Raw genomic sequence first — 15167 nt, forward strand, 5'->3', positions numbered from 1 at the left:
ATGGATCTCGGAATAGAAGGGCGCATCGCGCTGGTCAGCGGCGCCGACTCGGGCATGGGTAAACAGACCGCACGCGAACTACTGCAGTCCGGGGTACGCGTTGCCATCACCGACGTGCCTGACGGCACCCTTGATGAGGCCCTCCAGGAGCTGTCGCCGCTGGGCGAAGTCATGGCCGTTGCCGGTGATGTCACCGACGCCAAGGATGTGGAGCGTATCTGGACCACGGTGCGCAGCGAACTCGGTGACCCCGACATCTACGTCAACGCAGCGGGCGTCACCGGCGCCACCGGCGATTTCCTTGATGTGGACGACAATGGCTGGCGGCGTACGCTGGATATCAACCTGATGGGGGCGGTGCGCATGTGCCGCCAGGCCATCCCTGCAATGCGCGCCAAGGGGTGGGGGCGCATCGTGCTGTTCGCCTCCGAAGACGCCGTGCAGCCGTATACCGACGAACTGCCCTACTGCGCCTCCAAGGCGGGTGTGCTGAGCCTGGCCAAGGGGCTGTCCAAGCAGTACGGCAAGGACAACATCATGATCAATACCGTCTCGCCGGCGTTCATCCATACACCGATGACCGACGCGATGATGCACAAGCGCGCCAAGGAAAACGGCACGACGTTCGAGGAGGCCATCCGCAGCTTCCTGGACGAAGAGCGGCCGGGCATGGTGCTGAAGCGTCGCGGACGGCCGGAAGAAGTGGCCGCGGCTGTCCTGCTGCTGTGTTCCGAGCGGGCCAGTTTCATCAACGGTGCCAACATCCGCGTCGACTCGGGCTCGGTCTTTACCTTGGCCGGGTAAAATCCATCTCCGGCCTAGGTAACGCCGGCCACTGGCCGGCAACTCGCCCGATGGACGACAATGCCCCAGGGCAGTACGCCAGTACCAACCATGCCGCGGATGGCGACATGATCGAGCGCATGGTGAGGAGGATGGGGCTGCCAGCGCTACGCTGACCCGCGGCAAGACGGTGGCCCCACACGTGGATGAACACTACGCCGCCGAAGCTTCCCACGTGATGTCGGCGTCGCTGGCAGCCGCCTCGAACTTCGGCCGTGCAAACCAGTAACCTTGCATCAGGTTGATGCCAAGGTCCGACAGGCAGCGCGCTTCGTCCGCCGTTTCTACACCCTCGGCAATCACGTCGATGGACAGCTGGCTGCACATGGCCACCACCCCAGAAATGATCGCGCGTCGTGAATGACTGCGATCAATACCTTGGACCAAGGCCATATCGAGCTTGACGATGTCGGGCTGGAAGTCGGCCAGCAGGTTAAGACCTGCAAATCCCGCGCCGAAGTCGTCGATGGCTGTTTTGAAACCGATGCGCTTGTACTCTGTGAGGATCTCTGCCAGCCATTTGCCATCGTCGATTTTCTCGCCCTCCACCGTCTCGAAGATGATGCGCTCGATCGGAAAACCATAGCGGCGAGCGGCGCCCAGCGTGGAGCGGATGCACACCTCAGGTCGGTAAATCGCGTTGGGCAGAAAGTTGATCGAAAGATGCGAGTGGATTTGCAGTGAGGCCGCCGTCCGGATTGCCTTTTCGCGACAGGCCTGATCAAACGAATACTGGTTCTCCGCGACCACCTGGGAAAGCACGGAGTAGGCCGACTCTCCAGCGGGTCCCCGGACCAATGCTTCGTGCGCAAAGATCCTGTGGGCCTGGGTATCTACAATCGGCTGAAATGCGTAGCTGAACTCGAACGGTAGTGGCTCGGAACCGCGGCACAGGGCACATCCGGTACGAGCGTCATGGGGCGGCATGTGACATATCCCTGTTTCAGACTGGCAAGCTGTTTCAAGCGTCAGGGCAGTATGCCCTCTTGCCTGTCTACGGCCTCTACACAGCATCTTGTGAGGGATGTACGGCCCCTTCTGCGAAGTATCAGCACCCACGGCGGAGCGGATGTGGCGCAAGATTTTGCGCGGCCTCTCTTCTTGCCGGTGCCACCCGCGGTAGATTGGGCCTTGCCTCCCATTGCACACGACTCATGAAGACCGAGGGCTTCCGCTACACCCTGAGTGATGTGATCGGTGATCACCGCTACGTTGTGATCATCACGAGCCCCGTCGATGAGGTCTTTCATTACACGGCAACCGCGGAGGACAAGACTGTCGAAGCGCGCGCAACGGGTGTCATCCGCAACAAAGGCGATGCAGTACAGCTGGCGCTGGCCGCTGTGGAGCGACACAGCGCCGGCCTGCCCCGCAAAGGCGGAAGCGACTCAGATCCCGCGCCTCGTCAGCATCCACGTTGGATACGAGGGGTGCGGCGTGGGGAAGCTGTCCAGCGGCGCTCTGCCATCCAGGTTCAAGCCAAGCGGCCGCAAAAGCTGCCAATCCGCGCGATGCCGGGCATGTCCTGTGCCTCGCAGAGACTTTAGGATGCATCTGATTGCTCCAGGCCCAGGCGCACACTAGGGTGGGGGGCCTGGGCGAGGGGTCTGCGCGTGGCACCTCGGGCGCAACCTGGCGCGTGACGGCTATGGAGTCTGCAGTGAAAGGCAATCGATCCGCGTCTACGCGAAGCCGTGCAACGGGTGGCCTGCAATGGCTGCTTCGCGGCATTGCCTGGGCATCACTGCTGCTGTCCCTGTGTGCAGCGGCCGACGGCGGCAGGCTCACGGTTGCCGCCTTCATCCTTGCCAGCTACGGCCTGCTGTATGCCGTCATGGCCTTGATCGGATCACTGGCCTGGGTCGACCTGCTGCTGGCACTGGTTTCAGTGGTGGTTCTGATCCGGATGGTTTTCTAGTGGCGCAGCCGCGGGTATCCGATCACGCCGGAACCAGGGTGATCTGCCGGTGGCTGGCGAAGATCTCCATCACGATCTCGAAGTAGGTCTGGCCATCGCCGCGTTGCACGGCGGACAGCTGGCGGCTGATGGCGCGGTTGTCGAAATGACCCGGCGCCTGCAGCTTCGCCTGCAGCCAATGCACGGTCGCCTGCTGGCCCAGCGCGCTGCGGCTGTGTTCGATATCGCGCCAGATCACGGTGACCGCCGCGTGCCCGGCCAGCGCGCCATAGCCGCCATGCAGCAGGTCATCGAGGGCATCCAGGCTGGGCCCGAGCTGCCAGTCCTCACTGGCCATGAATACCCGGTTGAGCTCGGTGAAGAGACTATCAATGCCATCGATGGCGCTGCCTTTAATCTGCAGGGTCAGTGGCCTGGAGGGTTCCCGGGCTGGAAAGTCAGAGGTATCCATCATGGACCATGAATACGGGTTTATGGGGGTATTTTCCGAGTATGTATGCACAGTTCCAGATATTCCATGAAGTATATGCAAAAAAGCCATTAAAGATTATCCGGGTCGCGCCGCCACCGATCGTACGGCCATGATCAAGGGAATTGAGATGCTTGCCTTACGCAACCTCCGAGTGGGATCCCGGCTGGGTGCCGGATTTGGTCTGCTGCTCCTGTTCATCGTGGCCATCGTCGGCCTGGTGCTGTATGGAAACCACCTGAAGTCCGCCCAGTTCGAGAAGGTGGTGGACGTCAACATGGTGAAGATGCGGCTGTTGAATGACATGCTCGATACCAACAACGCGATGCTGATGCACCGGCGTCTGATGGTGATCAAGCGCGGCGAGGATTTCGACAAGGACTACCAGCGCGCAGCGCAACTGTCGCAGACCTATGACGGTATCTGGGCCAAGTACATCCAGATTCCGCGTGATGCCACCGGCGATGCGCTGGTGGCGAAGATCGCGGCGGCGCGCAAGGCCACCGATGCGTCCACCTTGCAACTGCATGAGCGTATGAAGGCTGGCGATTTCGATGGCGCGGCCAAGGAACTGCTGGCCGAACACGGCCTGGCGACAGCCTGGAACGAGTCCATCTCGGCGTTGCTACGGCATCAGGAGGCGTTGACCGCGCGCAGCCGCGAGGAATACCGTGCGACTGAAGCCTGGACCGGCACCCTGTCGATCGTGTTTGGTGCGCTCAGTCTGGTGCTGGGGGCGCTGGCGGCGTGGGCGATCACCCGCAGCCTGACCCGCCCGCTGGCCGGCGCAGTGAAGCTGGCCGACGGCATTGCCGGTGGTCGTCTGGACAGCAGCATCGACGCGTCCGGCAACGATGAAGTGGCCCAGTTGCTGCGGTCGATGCAGCGGATGCAAGCGCAGCTGCAGTCGGTAATGGCGGCGCAGGGCGAGCTTGCCCGCCAGCATGATGCGGGCAGCCTCAGCTACCGCATGGATGAGAGTGCCTTCCCAGGCGACTACGGGCGCATGGTGCATGACACCAATGCGCTGGTCGGTTCGCATGTGCAGGTGCAGAACCGCTTGATCGAGGTGATGAAGCACTATGCGCGGGGTGACCTGTCGGTGGACATGGACCCGCTGCCGGGCGAAAAGGCGGCGATCACCCAGGCGATGGACGAAACCAAGTCCAGCCTGTCGGCGATCAACAGCGAGATCCGCCGGTTGGCAACGGCCGCGGCGGCCGGTGACTTCAGTCTGCGTGGAGACGAAGATCGCTTTGCCCATGATTTCCGCGACATGGTGGCCGGGCTCAATCGTCTGATGCAGACCACCGACGAGAATCTGGTGCAGGTTTCCACCCTGTTGCAGGCGATCTCGCGCGGTGACCTGACCGTGCGCATGCACGGCGATTTCCACGGCGTGTTCGCCCGCATGCGCGACGACTGCAACGCCACGGTCGATCGGCTCAAGGAGATCGTCGGGCGCATCCAGGCCAGCGCCTCGAGTATCACTCTGGCGGCGGGTGAGATCGCTTCGGGCAATACCGATCTGTCGCGGCGTACCGAGCAGCAGGCGGCGAACCTGGAAGAGACTGCGGCATCGATGGAGGAACTGACCTCCACGGTTAAGCAGAATGCCGAGCACGCGCGCCAGGCCAACCAGCTGGCAATCGGCGCTCATGGCGTTGCCTCGCAGGGCGGGCAGGTGGTTGGGCAGGTGGTGACCACCATGTCAGCCATCGAAGCGTCGTCGAAGAAGATTGCCGAGATCATCTCGGTGATCGATGGCATCGCGTTCCAGACCAACATCCTGGCGCTGAATGCGGCGGTGGAGGCCGCGCGTGCCGGCGAGCAGGGCAGGGGCTTCGCAGTGGTGGCCAGCGAGGTGCGCACGCTGGCGCAGCGCTCGGCGGGCGCGGCGAAGGAGATCAAGGGCCTGATCGAGGATTCGGTCGGCAAGGTGTCCGATGGCTCGGCGCTGGTGCGCCAGGCCGGCACCACCATGGGCGAGATCGTGGCCTCGGTGCAGCGTGTGACCGATATCATGGCCGACATTTCCGCCGCATCTCAGGAGCAGAGTTCGGGCATCGAACAGGTCAACCAGGCGGTGGTGCAGATGGACGAAACCACCCAGCAGAACGCCGCGCTGGTGGAAGAGGCCAGCGCCGCAGCGCGCTCGATGGAGGAGCAGGCCAACCTGCTGACCGAGGCGGTATCGGTGTTCCGCACAGGCGCGGCCGCGGCCGCCGTATCGGTCCCGCACGCGCTTGCTGCAGTGGCAGCCTCGGTCGCGCCAGTGCGACGGCCGGCGGTGCTGTCGCCACGCATCGAGCAGACGTTGGCCGCCAACGCTGGTGGCTGGGAAGAGTTCTAGCAGTATCGGATGCCGGCAGGGAGATGCCGCCCATCGCGATGACTGATCGCGATGGGCGCACCTTTGTTCCTGAACGCGCGATGGCCGATCAGCTGGAGGACACGCGCATTTCACTTCCGGTTGCCAACACCGGGAGGACACTTGCGGCATACCGGACCTCAGGAGATGGCCATGAAGACCTCGACCCGACTGCTTGTACTGGGCACGCTGCTGGCGGCTTCGTCCGTCGCGGGTGCGCAGACCTACGGGCCGCGCGATGAAGGACGCAAGTTCAACGACGGCAGCCGCGTGGTGTGCAAGAACGTGGAAGTGCAGCGCAACTCACGCGATCCCAACCGCATTGCCGGTACCGCCACGGGCGCGGTGATCGGTGGCCTGCTGGGCAATCAGGTCGGCGGCGGCAACGGCAAGAAACTGGCCACGGTGGCCGGCGCGGTGGCCGGTGGTGCTGCAGGCCGCCAGATCCAGGGCAACAGCCAGCAGAAGAATGGTGATCGCGTGGTCGAGCGCCGCTGCGAGCGCGTTTACCGCTGATCGCCTGCACCCGTAGAGCAACCCCTTCCGCAGCATTGCGTAGTACGTGGCGCAGTACGTGTTTTCCCGAACGCCGGCCCTGTGCCGGCGTTCGTCGTTGAGCGCCCCCCGTTTCGCGGACCGCAGCCCGGTGTCTATACTGCGCCGATTTCAATGGATGAACGCCCTGTGAACGAATCACCCCTGGCTGAGTCGCGCGCGCCGGTTCCCGAGGTCGATCCAGTTCCGGAAGCGACGGCGCGCTTCGGCCGACTGCGCGAGCGTACCGACGAGCTCGAACTGTTCATCTCCGGTCTGCTGGCGTTCGCACTGTTGGCGGTGCCCGGCTACCTGTTCGATGCCTGGGCGCGCAACAGCCTGCACACCGAAGGCATGTACTTCCAGGTCCTGTGGTTCGCTTTCAGCATCAGCGTGGGCATGTGTTACGTGCTGGCCGTGGCGTTGATCGCGCACCTGACCGTGCGCGGTTACTGGATCGGCCTGATCGGGCTGAAATCGCATTTCCCCAGTGGCATCGACTGGGAACGGCTGCCTCAGATGGGCCCGGTATCGCGCGCCTTTCTCAAGGCCCGCGACGGTGGCCTGGACGGCAGCATCGAACGCGCGGATCGTTTGGCCACCATGCTCTTCTCCACCACGTTGTTGGCGGTGCAGACGCTGGCCGGAACGCTGGTGATGGCGGTGCTGACGCTGTGCGTGGCAATGGCGATCAGTGCACTCGCCGGCGGTTCCGATCGCGTGGCCATGATCGTGGTCGGCAGCGTGCTGGCCGTTCTGCTCGCACTCGCGCTGGTGCCTGCGCTGCTGGAGCGCGTCATTGCGCGCCGGCAGCGGCGCAACCAGCCCTATGACGGCCTGCAGCGGTGGCTGCAGCGCTTCCTGGCGGGACTGCAACGGATTCCCCTGTTGCGCCTGATGCAGACGATGCAGCTGACCCTGCAGAGCAACCTGCGCTCGCGGTCGTTCATGGCCGTCTATCTGCTGGCGGTAATGATGGCCATGGTGCTGGGAGCGGTGCAGGTACTGGGTTCGGTGAAGTTCTCGCTGTTCAACCGCTATCAGGTGATGACCGACGAAGCCGTCGAACACGGCATGTTGAGCGCGCATTACGAGTCGATGCGCTCGTCGCACGATCAGCTGCTGCCGTACCCGATGATTCCGTCCGACACGATCAGCGGTTCGCGCCTGCGCGTGTTCATTCCGCATCGCCCCCAGCGCGACAATCCGCTGGCACGGCAGCAGTGCAGTGCTCTGCCCGGCACACGCAACAACGCCGTGGGCGCCCAGGCCGCCAGCGCAGCGGTGGAGTGCCTGTCGCGGTTGTGGCAGGTGCAGCTGGATGGCACGGCGGTCGACCTGCATGAGTTCATGCCGATGGAACGCCGTGATATCGATATGCGCGGCCTGGTTGGCTACCTGCCGATGGCGGGGCTGGCACCCGGTCGGCATGACCTGAGCCTGGTCTGGAATGCCGAAGGGGGCGAACGCGGCCCGGAGCGACGTCGCGAATACCACATCCCGTTCTGGTACGCCCCAGACCCCTGAAAAGGGGACGGAGGGGATTAAATCGCACTCCCCCAGCCTTGCCGTTTACGACTTAACCCGCTCCATCCCCTTTGGGGCGAGGAGGCGCCAGGTGGCGAGGCTGCCGTACAGCAGCAACAGGGCGGTGAGCGTGATCAGCTCGTGGCTGACGTCGGCCAGGCGGGCGTCCATCTGGTTCAGGCGTACCATCAGGTTGATGCCCGAGGTGGTTGGCAGCAGCTGCGCCAGCCACACCAGCGGTTGCGGCGTCATCACTGCCGGCCACGACAGGTTGGCCAGGAAGAACAGTGGGATCGAGGTGGCGATGATGTACTGGAAGGCGCGTTCGCGGGTGCGGAAGAAGCTGCCGACGAACAGGCCGAACGCCACCGTCGCAGCGATGAACAGGGCACCGCCCAGCACCTGGCCCAGCGGATTGCCGCCGCGCGGATAGTCCTGCACCCATGCAGTGAAACCGGCGTAGTAGAACAGACCGAACAGGCCGATCAGGCCGAAGCCCAATGCCATGCCGGTCAACGTCGGCAGGTCGAAGCGCAGGCGGCGGCCCAGCACGAGTCGGCGGCCGCCGAGCAGCACGCCGATGCCCATCAGCAGGGTCTGGTGCACGATCAGCTCGGCCACGCCCGGCACGATGGCGCTTCCATAACCTTCCTGGGTGTTGTACAGCGGGCGCTGCACCAGCGTGACCGGCGGTGCCTGTGGTGCGCCCATGAAGGCGGCCTGGCCGACTACCGCGTCACGTCCGAATGCGCCCAGTGCATCGGCCACGCTGCCCAGCACCCAGCTGGCGCGGCCCAGGTAGGCGCCGTTGCCGAGCAGCACCAGCTTGGCCGGGTGCCCACGCAGGATGTCGCGCTCCAGGTTGGCCGGGATCAGCACGATGCCCTCGGCGTGGCCGGCTTCCAGCTGCTGGCGCGCGCTGTCGATGTCGGCCGGCTGCCCGACCACGCGTGCGACCCGCAACGCATCGAGCTTGCGCAGCAGTCCGCGACTGGTGGCGCTGTGGTCTTCGTCCACCACCAGCACCGGCAGGTTGCCGGCCACCTGATGGCGATACGCTGCCGGATAGAAGAACGAGTACAGGATCACCGCGCCGATCATCACCACGATCGCGTAGCGGTCGCACAGCACCGCCATCAGGGTCTGCTGCAGGCTGCGCCACACTGCACTCATGCGTCTGCCCCTGCCGGCTGTGTGGCTTCGGGCATGCGCGAGAAGGCGATCAGACGCACACCGCCTATGCCACCGGCCACCAGTGACATCAGCAGCAACGTGGCCAGTGGCCATAACGAGACCGGCAGCGGCGAGCCGATGAACTGCTGCTGTGTCTGCAGCTTGATGTAGGCGCTGAGCGGCAGCAGCTGGTGCCAGACACGGGTGAACAACGGACCGTCCAGCACCGGGAAGGTGGCGCTGGAGAACGCCAGCGCGGTGCCGATGCTGAGGCCCACTGCGGACAGTGCGGTGCCCATGTCGCGGGTGACGCCGACGAAGAACAGCGCATACGTGGCGGTGGCGAGGTAGAACAGCGGCTGCGCGAGCAACAGCAGCAACACGCTGCCGGCCACGCCATCGCCGCGCAGCCAGGCGAGGTAGCCCAGCCCGAGCGCGCCATACAGCGAGAACAGCAGGATGTACGGCGCAATCTTGCCGGCAATGGCAGTCCACGGTGTGCGGCCCAGCGAGGCGGGCAGGGTGCCGTCGCGGATTTCGCGGCCGAGGCTGCCGGCCACGGCCAGTGCCAGCACCAGTGACAGCACCGCCGGGAAGATCAGCGGCAGCAGGAACAATTCGTAGCTGCGCGCCGGGTTGTAGAGGATGTCCGACTGCACTGCGATCGGGGCTGCACGCAGCTTGCCCGGGCCGACCTGCAGGCCGATGCGCTCGCGCAGCAGGCGTGCGTTCCAGGCCGAGACTGCATCGCCGATGTCCCGCGCGGCGGACTGGCCGGTGGTCATGTAGGTGGCGTTGTAATAGGCGAACACCGTGCCCTGGCGGCCACGCAGCGCCTGGCGGGTGACATCGCGCGGCACCAGCACGATCGCGAACACGTCCAGGCGGCGCAGCTCCGAACGTGCGTCCTCCATGTCCGCTGGCTGGCTGGCAATGCGTACGCCGGGGCTGGCATCTAGCATGCGCAGCAACAGGCGGCTGTCGCTGCTGTGGTCCAGGTCGACCACGGCAATGGGGATGTCGCGCATCACCGACGGGGTGAACATCCACGCCATCACCGCCAGCATCAGCAGCGGCAGCACGGTGACCAGCATCAGGTCGGCACGGTTGCCACGCAGCGCACGCAGCTCGCGCCGCCACGAAGCGCCGAAGCCACCGGTGCCTGGGCTCAGTGCTGGGGCCATGCGAACAGCACGCTCATGCCGGGGCGGAAGCCCTCGATGCGGCGTACCGGGCGCACCCGCACCTCGAAGCTGCGAACGTCGTAGCCGGACGACTGGCGGGTGGTACGCCAGGTCGCGTAATCGCCGGCGGGGTTGATGAAGTAGACCTCGAACTCGGCGTCCTGCCCCAGCGCGGGGATGCTGCCCTTCAGCTTGCTGCCGACCTTCAGGCCCTGCATCTGCGATTCGCGCAGGTTCATCGCCACCCACATGCGGTCGATGTCGACCAGGGTGAACACCGGGTAGCCGGCCGGCACCAGTTCGCCCGGGTCGGCCATGCGCTTGTTGATCTCGCCCGCCACCGGCGCGCGCCCTTCCACTTCGGCACGCGCGGCGTTGACCTCGGCGACCGCGCCCTGCGCCTGCTGCACCTGGCCCTGCGCGGCACGCTTGTCCTGCTCGCGCGCGCCGGCCAGTGCCATGTCGTACTGCGCGCGGGCGGCACGCGCCAGTTCGCGCGAGCTGGTGGCCTGGGCATGCGCTTCATCGCGCTTCTGCCGGGTCATCACCCCTTCGTTGAACAGGTTCTGCACGCGCTGGTAGGTGGCCTCGGCCAGCGTCGCACCGGCTTCGGCCCGCTTCCAGTTCGCTTCGGCGGCGCGGATGTCTTCGCTGCGCGCGCCTTCGTCGGCCTTGTCGGCCACTGCCTGCGCGGCGGCCAGGGCACCGTGTGCCTGCTGTTCCTTGGCGGCGACCTCGGGGCTGTCGAGCAGGAACAGCACCTGCCCGGGCTGCACGCGGTCACCCTCGCGTACCTTCAGTTCGGCCACGCGCGCGGTGATCTTGGCGGCCACGTTGATGGTGTCCGCATCGGCCATGCCCTGGATCTGGTCGGCCGGGCTGCGCCAGGCCAGCCACAGGCCGAGTACCACCACGACCAGCAATACCAACACCAGGATCGGTCCCAGCCGGCGCTTGCCCGGGGGCGTCGTCGCTTCGTCGTGCAGCACATCACTCATGGTCGATCACCTCGTCCGCACGCCGCCGGAACTCTTCGAAACGGTCCATCTGTCCACTGATCTCCAGCAACTGTGCCAGCGCAATATCGTATTGGTAGGCGGCCTGCGCACGCTCGACGCGGGCGCCGCCCAGGCCGAGCCGTGCGTCGATCACATCCAGCGAAGTCGCTTGGCCTTCGCGAAACGCCAGTTCCTGCAGGCGCAGGTTTTCCTGTGCCTGGGCGATGCTGCTGTCGAGCAGCACGAACTGCTGGCGCGCGGTTTCCAGTTCGTTCCAGGCCTTGCGCACGCCCAGCGCGACCTGGTTCTCGGCCTCGCGCAGGCCCGCTTCGGCCTGGTCCTGTTGTGCACGCGCCGCGCTGATCTGCGCCGGCCGCGAGTTCGGTGACAGGAAGGTGTACTTCAGGCCGATGCCGAACGCCCAGTCCGGATCAGTCAGCATCTCGTCGCGACGGCGGAAGTCGTATTGGCCGAAGGCGAAGATCTGCGGCTTCAGCTTGGCCTGCTGCACACGCACGCCTTGCTCGGCCTGCGTGACCATCGCGCGCAACCGCGCGATCTGCGGTTGCCGTGCCTGTGCGGTGCGTTCAAAGCTGGCGACGGGGGCCAGCGGCGCACGCTGCACGAACAATGGGGACACGGGCTGCACCTCGCCGCCACTGCGCAGCAGCGTGGACAGCGCGGCCTTCAGCGTGGCCAGGTCGTTCACCGTCTTCTGGTATTCGCGCTCGGCCTTGTCGCGGGCAACGGTGGCCTGCAGGCGCTGCGCGCGCGTGGCGAAGCCCTCGCGTTCCAGCTTCTCGGCGTCGGACAGGTGGCGGTTGAGGCCATCGCGTACGTCGCGGCGCACGTCCACCGCCTGTTCGGCCAGGCGCTGGCCGAAATAGGCCTGGGCCAGCTGCACGGTCAGCGATTGGCGCTGTGCTTCGCGCTCGGCGCTGGCCTGTTCGTGGGCGGCGCTGGCGGCGCGCTGCGCGGCTGGGATCACACCACCGGTGTACAGCGGCAGCACCGCAGTCACCACCGGGCGGGTGCGCCAGTCGCGCTCAGTGAACGACAGCGGCGAATCGATGCCGAAGGCTTCGGCCACCGGTGCCAGCGAGCCCAGTGGCAGGGTGAGGGTCTTCTGGAACTGCAGGCGGCGTACTTCGCCGGTGATCTCCGGCAGGCGCAGCAGACGCGTCGCCTCCTGCAGGTCCTGCTTGTTGCGTACTGCCGCATCGGACGCGGCCAGCGCATCGGAGACCTGTTCCAGCCGTTGCCGTGCCTGTTCCCAGTCCAGGGCCGGTGCATCGGCGGTGTTGTCCTGAGCCGGCGCAGCCAGCGGCAGGCAGGCAAGCAGAGCCAGCGCCAGCGCGGCCTTCGCGCAGTGCATCCTTGTACGTCGGCCGATCACGCCCATGCCGTCCCAATGGTGAAGAAGTACGCAAACGGTAGTGCGCGCGGCGTGAAGCCCGGGTCTGCGGTCATCGGTCTGTCCTCAACGAAGGGTGCCGCTGGCCGCTGTGCGCAGCGCCTGGGTGATGTGCTGCAGCGTGCTTGAGCGCACGGCGGCATGCTGCCAGTACAGCGGCACGTCGAGCCAGCGGCGGGATTCCAGTACCACCACGCGGCCTGCGCGCACGGCGGGTTCGACCAGGGTTTCCGGGGCCATGCCCCAGCCGAGCCCGCACGCGGCGGCTTCGACGAAACCCGTGGAAGAGGGGAGGTAGTGTAGCGGCGGCTGCAGCCGCGCGCGGGTCAGGCGCCGCACGAAGCGCCATTGCAGTTCATCTTTGCGGTTGAACACCAGCATCGGTGCGCGCGCCAAGGCTGCGGCCTGCATGCCATCGCTGAAGTACTGGCGTGCGAACCCTGGCGAGGCAATGGCGTGGTAGCGCATGGCGCCGAGCGGGTGTACGTTGCAGCCCTTCACCGGCTGGCTTTCGGCGGTGACCGCGCCGAGCACGCTGCCATCGCGCAGCAGCTGCAGGGTGTGGTCCTGGTCGTCCATGCGCAAGTCGAACAGATAGCCATGGCGCTGGTGCAGGTCGGCGATGGCCGGCACGAACCAGGTATCAAGCGAGTCGTCATTGACCGCCAGCGGGATCGGCGTGCGTGCAGCGTCGTTGCCACGCTCGGGCAGCAGCTCGGCCAAGGCCTCGGCCTCCAGCGCCTGCATCGGCCGTACCCGGCGCAGCAGCGCTTCACCCGCGACGGTCGGTCGGCAAGGTGCCTGGCGCACCACCAGGACCTGCCCGAGCCTGTCTTCCAGGGCCTTGATCCGCTGCGACAGTGCTGATGGGCTGATCGACAGGCGGCGTGCCGCAGCCTCGAAGCTGCCTTCCTCCAGCACCGCGGCGAACGCAGCCAGTTGCGGGTGTACCAGGTCCATCCCGGTGCCTCTTCAGTTTTCCTGCACAGGATAAAGAAAAATCAGTTTGTCTAAACATGGCCGCTGGCCGCACCCTGCGCGTCCCCTCGCTACCTGGCCTGTCCCGATGTGGATTGCCGCTACCGCCGCCGGCCTATTTGCAGGTGCCGGCCTGATCATCGCCATTGGCGCACAGAATGCTTTCGTGCTGCGCCAGGGCCTGCAGCAGCGCCATGTGGGGAGGGTAGTGCTGGCCTGCGCAGGTGCGGACATCGCACTGATCCTTGCTGGCGTGGGCGGCATGGGCGCACTGGTGCTGCAGTGGCCGTTGCTGCTGCAGGTGCTGCGCTTTGGTGGTGCGGCCTTCCTGCTCTGGTATGGCCTGCAGGCGGGACTGCGTGCGTGGCGCGGTGGCAGTGCGCTGGCCGCCGCCGAGGCGCGGGGCGGCAGTGGGCGCCAGGTACTGCTGACCTGCCTGGCCTTCACCCTGCTCAATCCACACGTTTACCTGGATACGGTGGTACTGCTGGGCAGCCTGTCCACGCGCTACCCGGGCGAGCTGCGCTGGGCGTTCGCTGCCGGCGCCTGCGTGGCCAGCGTGATCTGGTTCTGTGCGCTGGGCTATGGCGCGCGCCTGTTGCAGCCGGTGTTCCGCAGGCCGAGTGCCTGGCGTGTGCTGGACGCTGGCGTGGCGATCTTCATGTTCTGCCTCGCGACCCTGCTGCTGTTGCGCCCGCTCTAGGCCGCTTCCACCGCGCACAACGGTGTTTCCCCCGGACGCAGGGTCAGTACGCGCACGCCGTTGCGGGTGACCGCGACGGTGTGTTCGAACTGCGCCGACAGCTTGCCGTCGCGGGTGTAGACCGGCCATTCGTCCTGCTGCTGGCGGATCGCCGGCTTGCCCTGGTTGAGCATCGGCTCAATGGTGAACACCATGCCTTCCTCCAGCGTCATGCCGGTATTGGGGTGGCCGTAGTGAAGGATCTGCGGTTCCTCGTGCATTTCCTGGCCGATGCCGTGCCCGCAGTACTCCTTCACCACGCTGTAGCCGTGGCTGCGTGCGTGGCGGGCGATGGCGTGGCCGATGTCGCCCAGGCGTGCGCCGGGGCGTACGGCGGCGATGCCTTTCCACATCGCCTGGTAGGCGGTCTGCACCAGCCTGCGCGCGGCGTAGTCGACCTCGCCGACCAGGTAGGTGGTGCTGGAATCGGCGATGTAGCCGTTCTTTTCCAGGGTAATGTCGAGGTTGACGATCTGGCCGCTGCGCAGCACGTCGGTGGTGCTGGGCACGCCGTGGCAGATGACGTTGTCGATCGAGGTGTTGAGCACATACGGGAAGCCGTACTGGCCCTTGCTGGCCGGTCGCGCCTGCAGTTCGTCGACGATCATGCGCTCGACCAAACCGTTGATCTGCATCGTGCTGAGGCCTTGCAGCGGCAGTTGATCGAGCGCGGCGAACACCTGCGCCAGCAGTCGGCCGGACTCGGCCATCAGCGCGATTTCGTGCGGCTGCTTGATCATCGCCATCTCAGGCCCGCCCGGGCGCCAGCGCCTGCGGCTGTACCCCGGCCGCGCGCAGTTCGCTGGCGACGATGTCCTGGAAGCTCAGTGTCGGGTTCATCTCGCACAGCATGCCGACCCGGATCCAGAAGTTGGCCTGGGCGTTGATCGACCGGCTGGAGACGGTGCAGGCACGGCGCAGCTGGTCGTGCAGGGTGTCATCGATGTTGACGATGCCCATGGATGGCCCTTGGAGAAGTGGATATACGAAGCGTATATGTTTCGTATATCACTCTC

16 protein-coding genes are annotated in these 15167 nt (G+C 65.7%); 7 read left to right on the plus strand and 9 right to left on the minus strand.

Annotation, left to right across the window (positions count from 1 at the left end):
* Window positions 1-804, plus strand: coding sequence for an SDR family oxidoreductase (locus tag QZ853_RS02820; RefSeq protein ID WP_295570553.1), 804 nt, complete (start codon window positions 1-3; stop codon window positions 802-804).
* Window positions 805-996: 192 nt separating this feature from the next.
* Here the strand turns inward: QZ853_RS02820 and QZ853_RS02825 are convergent, their stop codons facing one another.
* Entirely contained in the window at window positions 997-1770 is a 774-nt protein-coding gene (locus tag QZ853_RS02825; RefSeq protein WP_295570555.1) for an EAL domain-containing protein, read from the minus strand.
* A gap of 227 nt (window positions 1771-1997) precedes the next feature.
* Here QZ853_RS02825 and QZ853_RS02830 point away from each other — a divergent pair, with 227 nt between their 5' ends.
* Both QZ853_RS02830 and QZ853_RS02835 read left to right on the plus strand, forming a co-directional pair.
* A complete protein-coding gene (locus QZ853_RS02830) occupies window positions 1998-2390 on the plus strand; it encodes a hypothetical protein (protein WP_295570557.1) in 393 nt (130 codons plus the stop codon).
* Window positions 2391-2503: 113 nt separating this feature from the next.
* On the plus strand, window positions 2504-2761 hold the full coding sequence (locus QZ853_RS02835) for a hypothetical protein (protein ID WP_295570559.1): 258 nt from the start codon (window positions 2504-2506) through the stop codon (window positions 2759-2761).
* Window positions 2762-2783: 22 nt separating this feature from the next.
* Here QZ853_RS02835 and QZ853_RS02840 read toward each other — a convergent pair whose 3' ends face one another.
* Window positions 2784-3215, minus strand: a complete 432-nt coding sequence (locus tag QZ853_RS02840; RefSeq protein WP_295570560.1) for a ribonuclease inhibitor — start codon at window positions 3213-3215, stop codon at window positions 2784-2786.
* A gap of 145 nt (window positions 3216-3360) precedes the next feature.
* On the opposite strand from QZ853_RS02840, the gene QZ853_RS02845 reads away from it, so the two are divergent.
* The 3 genes from QZ853_RS02845 to QZ853_RS02855 all read left to right on the plus strand — a co-directional run bounded on the left by QZ853_RS02845 (window position 3361) and on the right by QZ853_RS02855 (window position 7662).
* On the plus strand, window positions 3361-5583 hold the full coding sequence (locus QZ853_RS02845; RefSeq protein WP_295570562.1) for a methyl-accepting chemotaxis protein: 2223 nt from the start codon (window positions 3361-3363) through the stop codon (window positions 5581-5583).
* Window positions 5584-5748: 165 nt separating this feature from the next.
* Entirely contained in the window at window positions 5749-6117 is a 369-nt protein-coding gene (locus QZ853_RS02850; protein WP_005415760.1) for a glycine zipper 2TM domain-containing protein, read from the plus strand.
* A 168-nt stretch (window positions 6118-6285) separates the two neighbouring features.
* Window positions 6286-7662, plus strand: coding sequence for a hypothetical protein (locus QZ853_RS02855; protein ID WP_295570565.1), 1377 nt, complete (start codon window positions 6286-6288; stop codon window positions 7660-7662).
* Between the two features lie 45 nt (window positions 7663-7707).
* Here QZ853_RS02855 and QZ853_RS02860 read toward each other — a convergent pair whose 3' ends face one another.
* From QZ853_RS02860 to QZ853_RS02880, 5 genes are all read right to left on the minus strand, one after another.
* Window positions 7708-8835 (minus strand): ABC transporter permease, encoded by a 1128-nt coding sequence (locus QZ853_RS02860; protein WP_295570567.1) that lies wholly within the window; start codon window positions 8833-8835, stop codon window positions 7708-7710.
* Window positions 8832-10019, minus strand: a complete 1188-nt coding sequence (locus QZ853_RS02865; protein WP_295570569.1) for an ABC transporter permease — start codon at window positions 10017-10019, stop codon at window positions 8832-8834. The genes QZ853_RS02860 and QZ853_RS02865 overlap by 4 nt, the downstream gene beginning before the upstream one ends.
* The gene (locus tag QZ853_RS02870) at window positions 10004-11017 is read right to left on the minus strand and encodes an efflux RND transporter periplasmic adaptor subunit (protein ID WP_295570570.1); all 1014 of its coding nucleotides are present in this window, start codon (window positions 11015-11017) and stop codon (window positions 10004-10006) included. The genes QZ853_RS02865 and QZ853_RS02870 overlap by 16 nt, the downstream gene beginning before the upstream one ends.
* On the minus strand, window positions 11010-12419 hold the full coding sequence (locus tag QZ853_RS02875) for a TolC family protein (RefSeq protein ID WP_295570572.1): 1410 nt from the start codon (window positions 12417-12419) through the stop codon (window positions 11010-11012). Before QZ853_RS02875 ends, QZ853_RS02870 begins: the two co-directional genes overlap by 8 nt.
* A 78-nt stretch (window positions 12420-12497) precedes the next feature.
* Window positions 12498-13391, minus strand: a complete 894-nt coding sequence (locus QZ853_RS02880; RefSeq protein WP_295570574.1) for a LysR family transcriptional regulator ArgP — start codon at window positions 13389-13391, stop codon at window positions 12498-12500.
* A 106-nt stretch (window positions 13392-13497) separates the two neighbouring features.
* Between QZ853_RS02880 and QZ853_RS02885 the strand changes: the two genes are divergently transcribed.
* Window positions 13498-14112: a LysE/ArgO family amino acid transporter gene (locus QZ853_RS02885; RefSeq protein ID WP_295570575.1), complete on the plus strand. Its 615-nt coding sequence runs from the start codon at window positions 13498-13500 to the stop codon at window positions 14110-14112.
* Here the strand turns inward: QZ853_RS02885 and map are convergent.
* Complete coding sequence (map, locus tag QZ853_RS02890) at window positions 14109-14891, minus strand: type I methionyl aminopeptidase (RefSeq protein WP_295570577.1); 783 nt, start codon at window positions 14889-14891, stop codon at window positions 14109-14111. The genes QZ853_RS02885 and map overlap by 4 nt on opposite strands.
* Window positions 14892-14898: 7 nt before the next feature.
* Entirely contained in the window at window positions 14899-15111 is a 213-nt protein-coding gene (locus QZ853_RS02895) for a ParD-like family protein (protein ID WP_006425741.1), read from the minus strand.
* Window positions 15112-15167 lie beyond the last annotated feature (56 nt).

The organism is uncultured Stenotrophomonas sp., assembly GCF_913778665.1.
In the GTDB taxonomy this organism is placed as follows: Bacteria; Pseudomonadota; Gammaproteobacteria; order Xanthomonadales; family Xanthomonadaceae; genus Stenotrophomonas.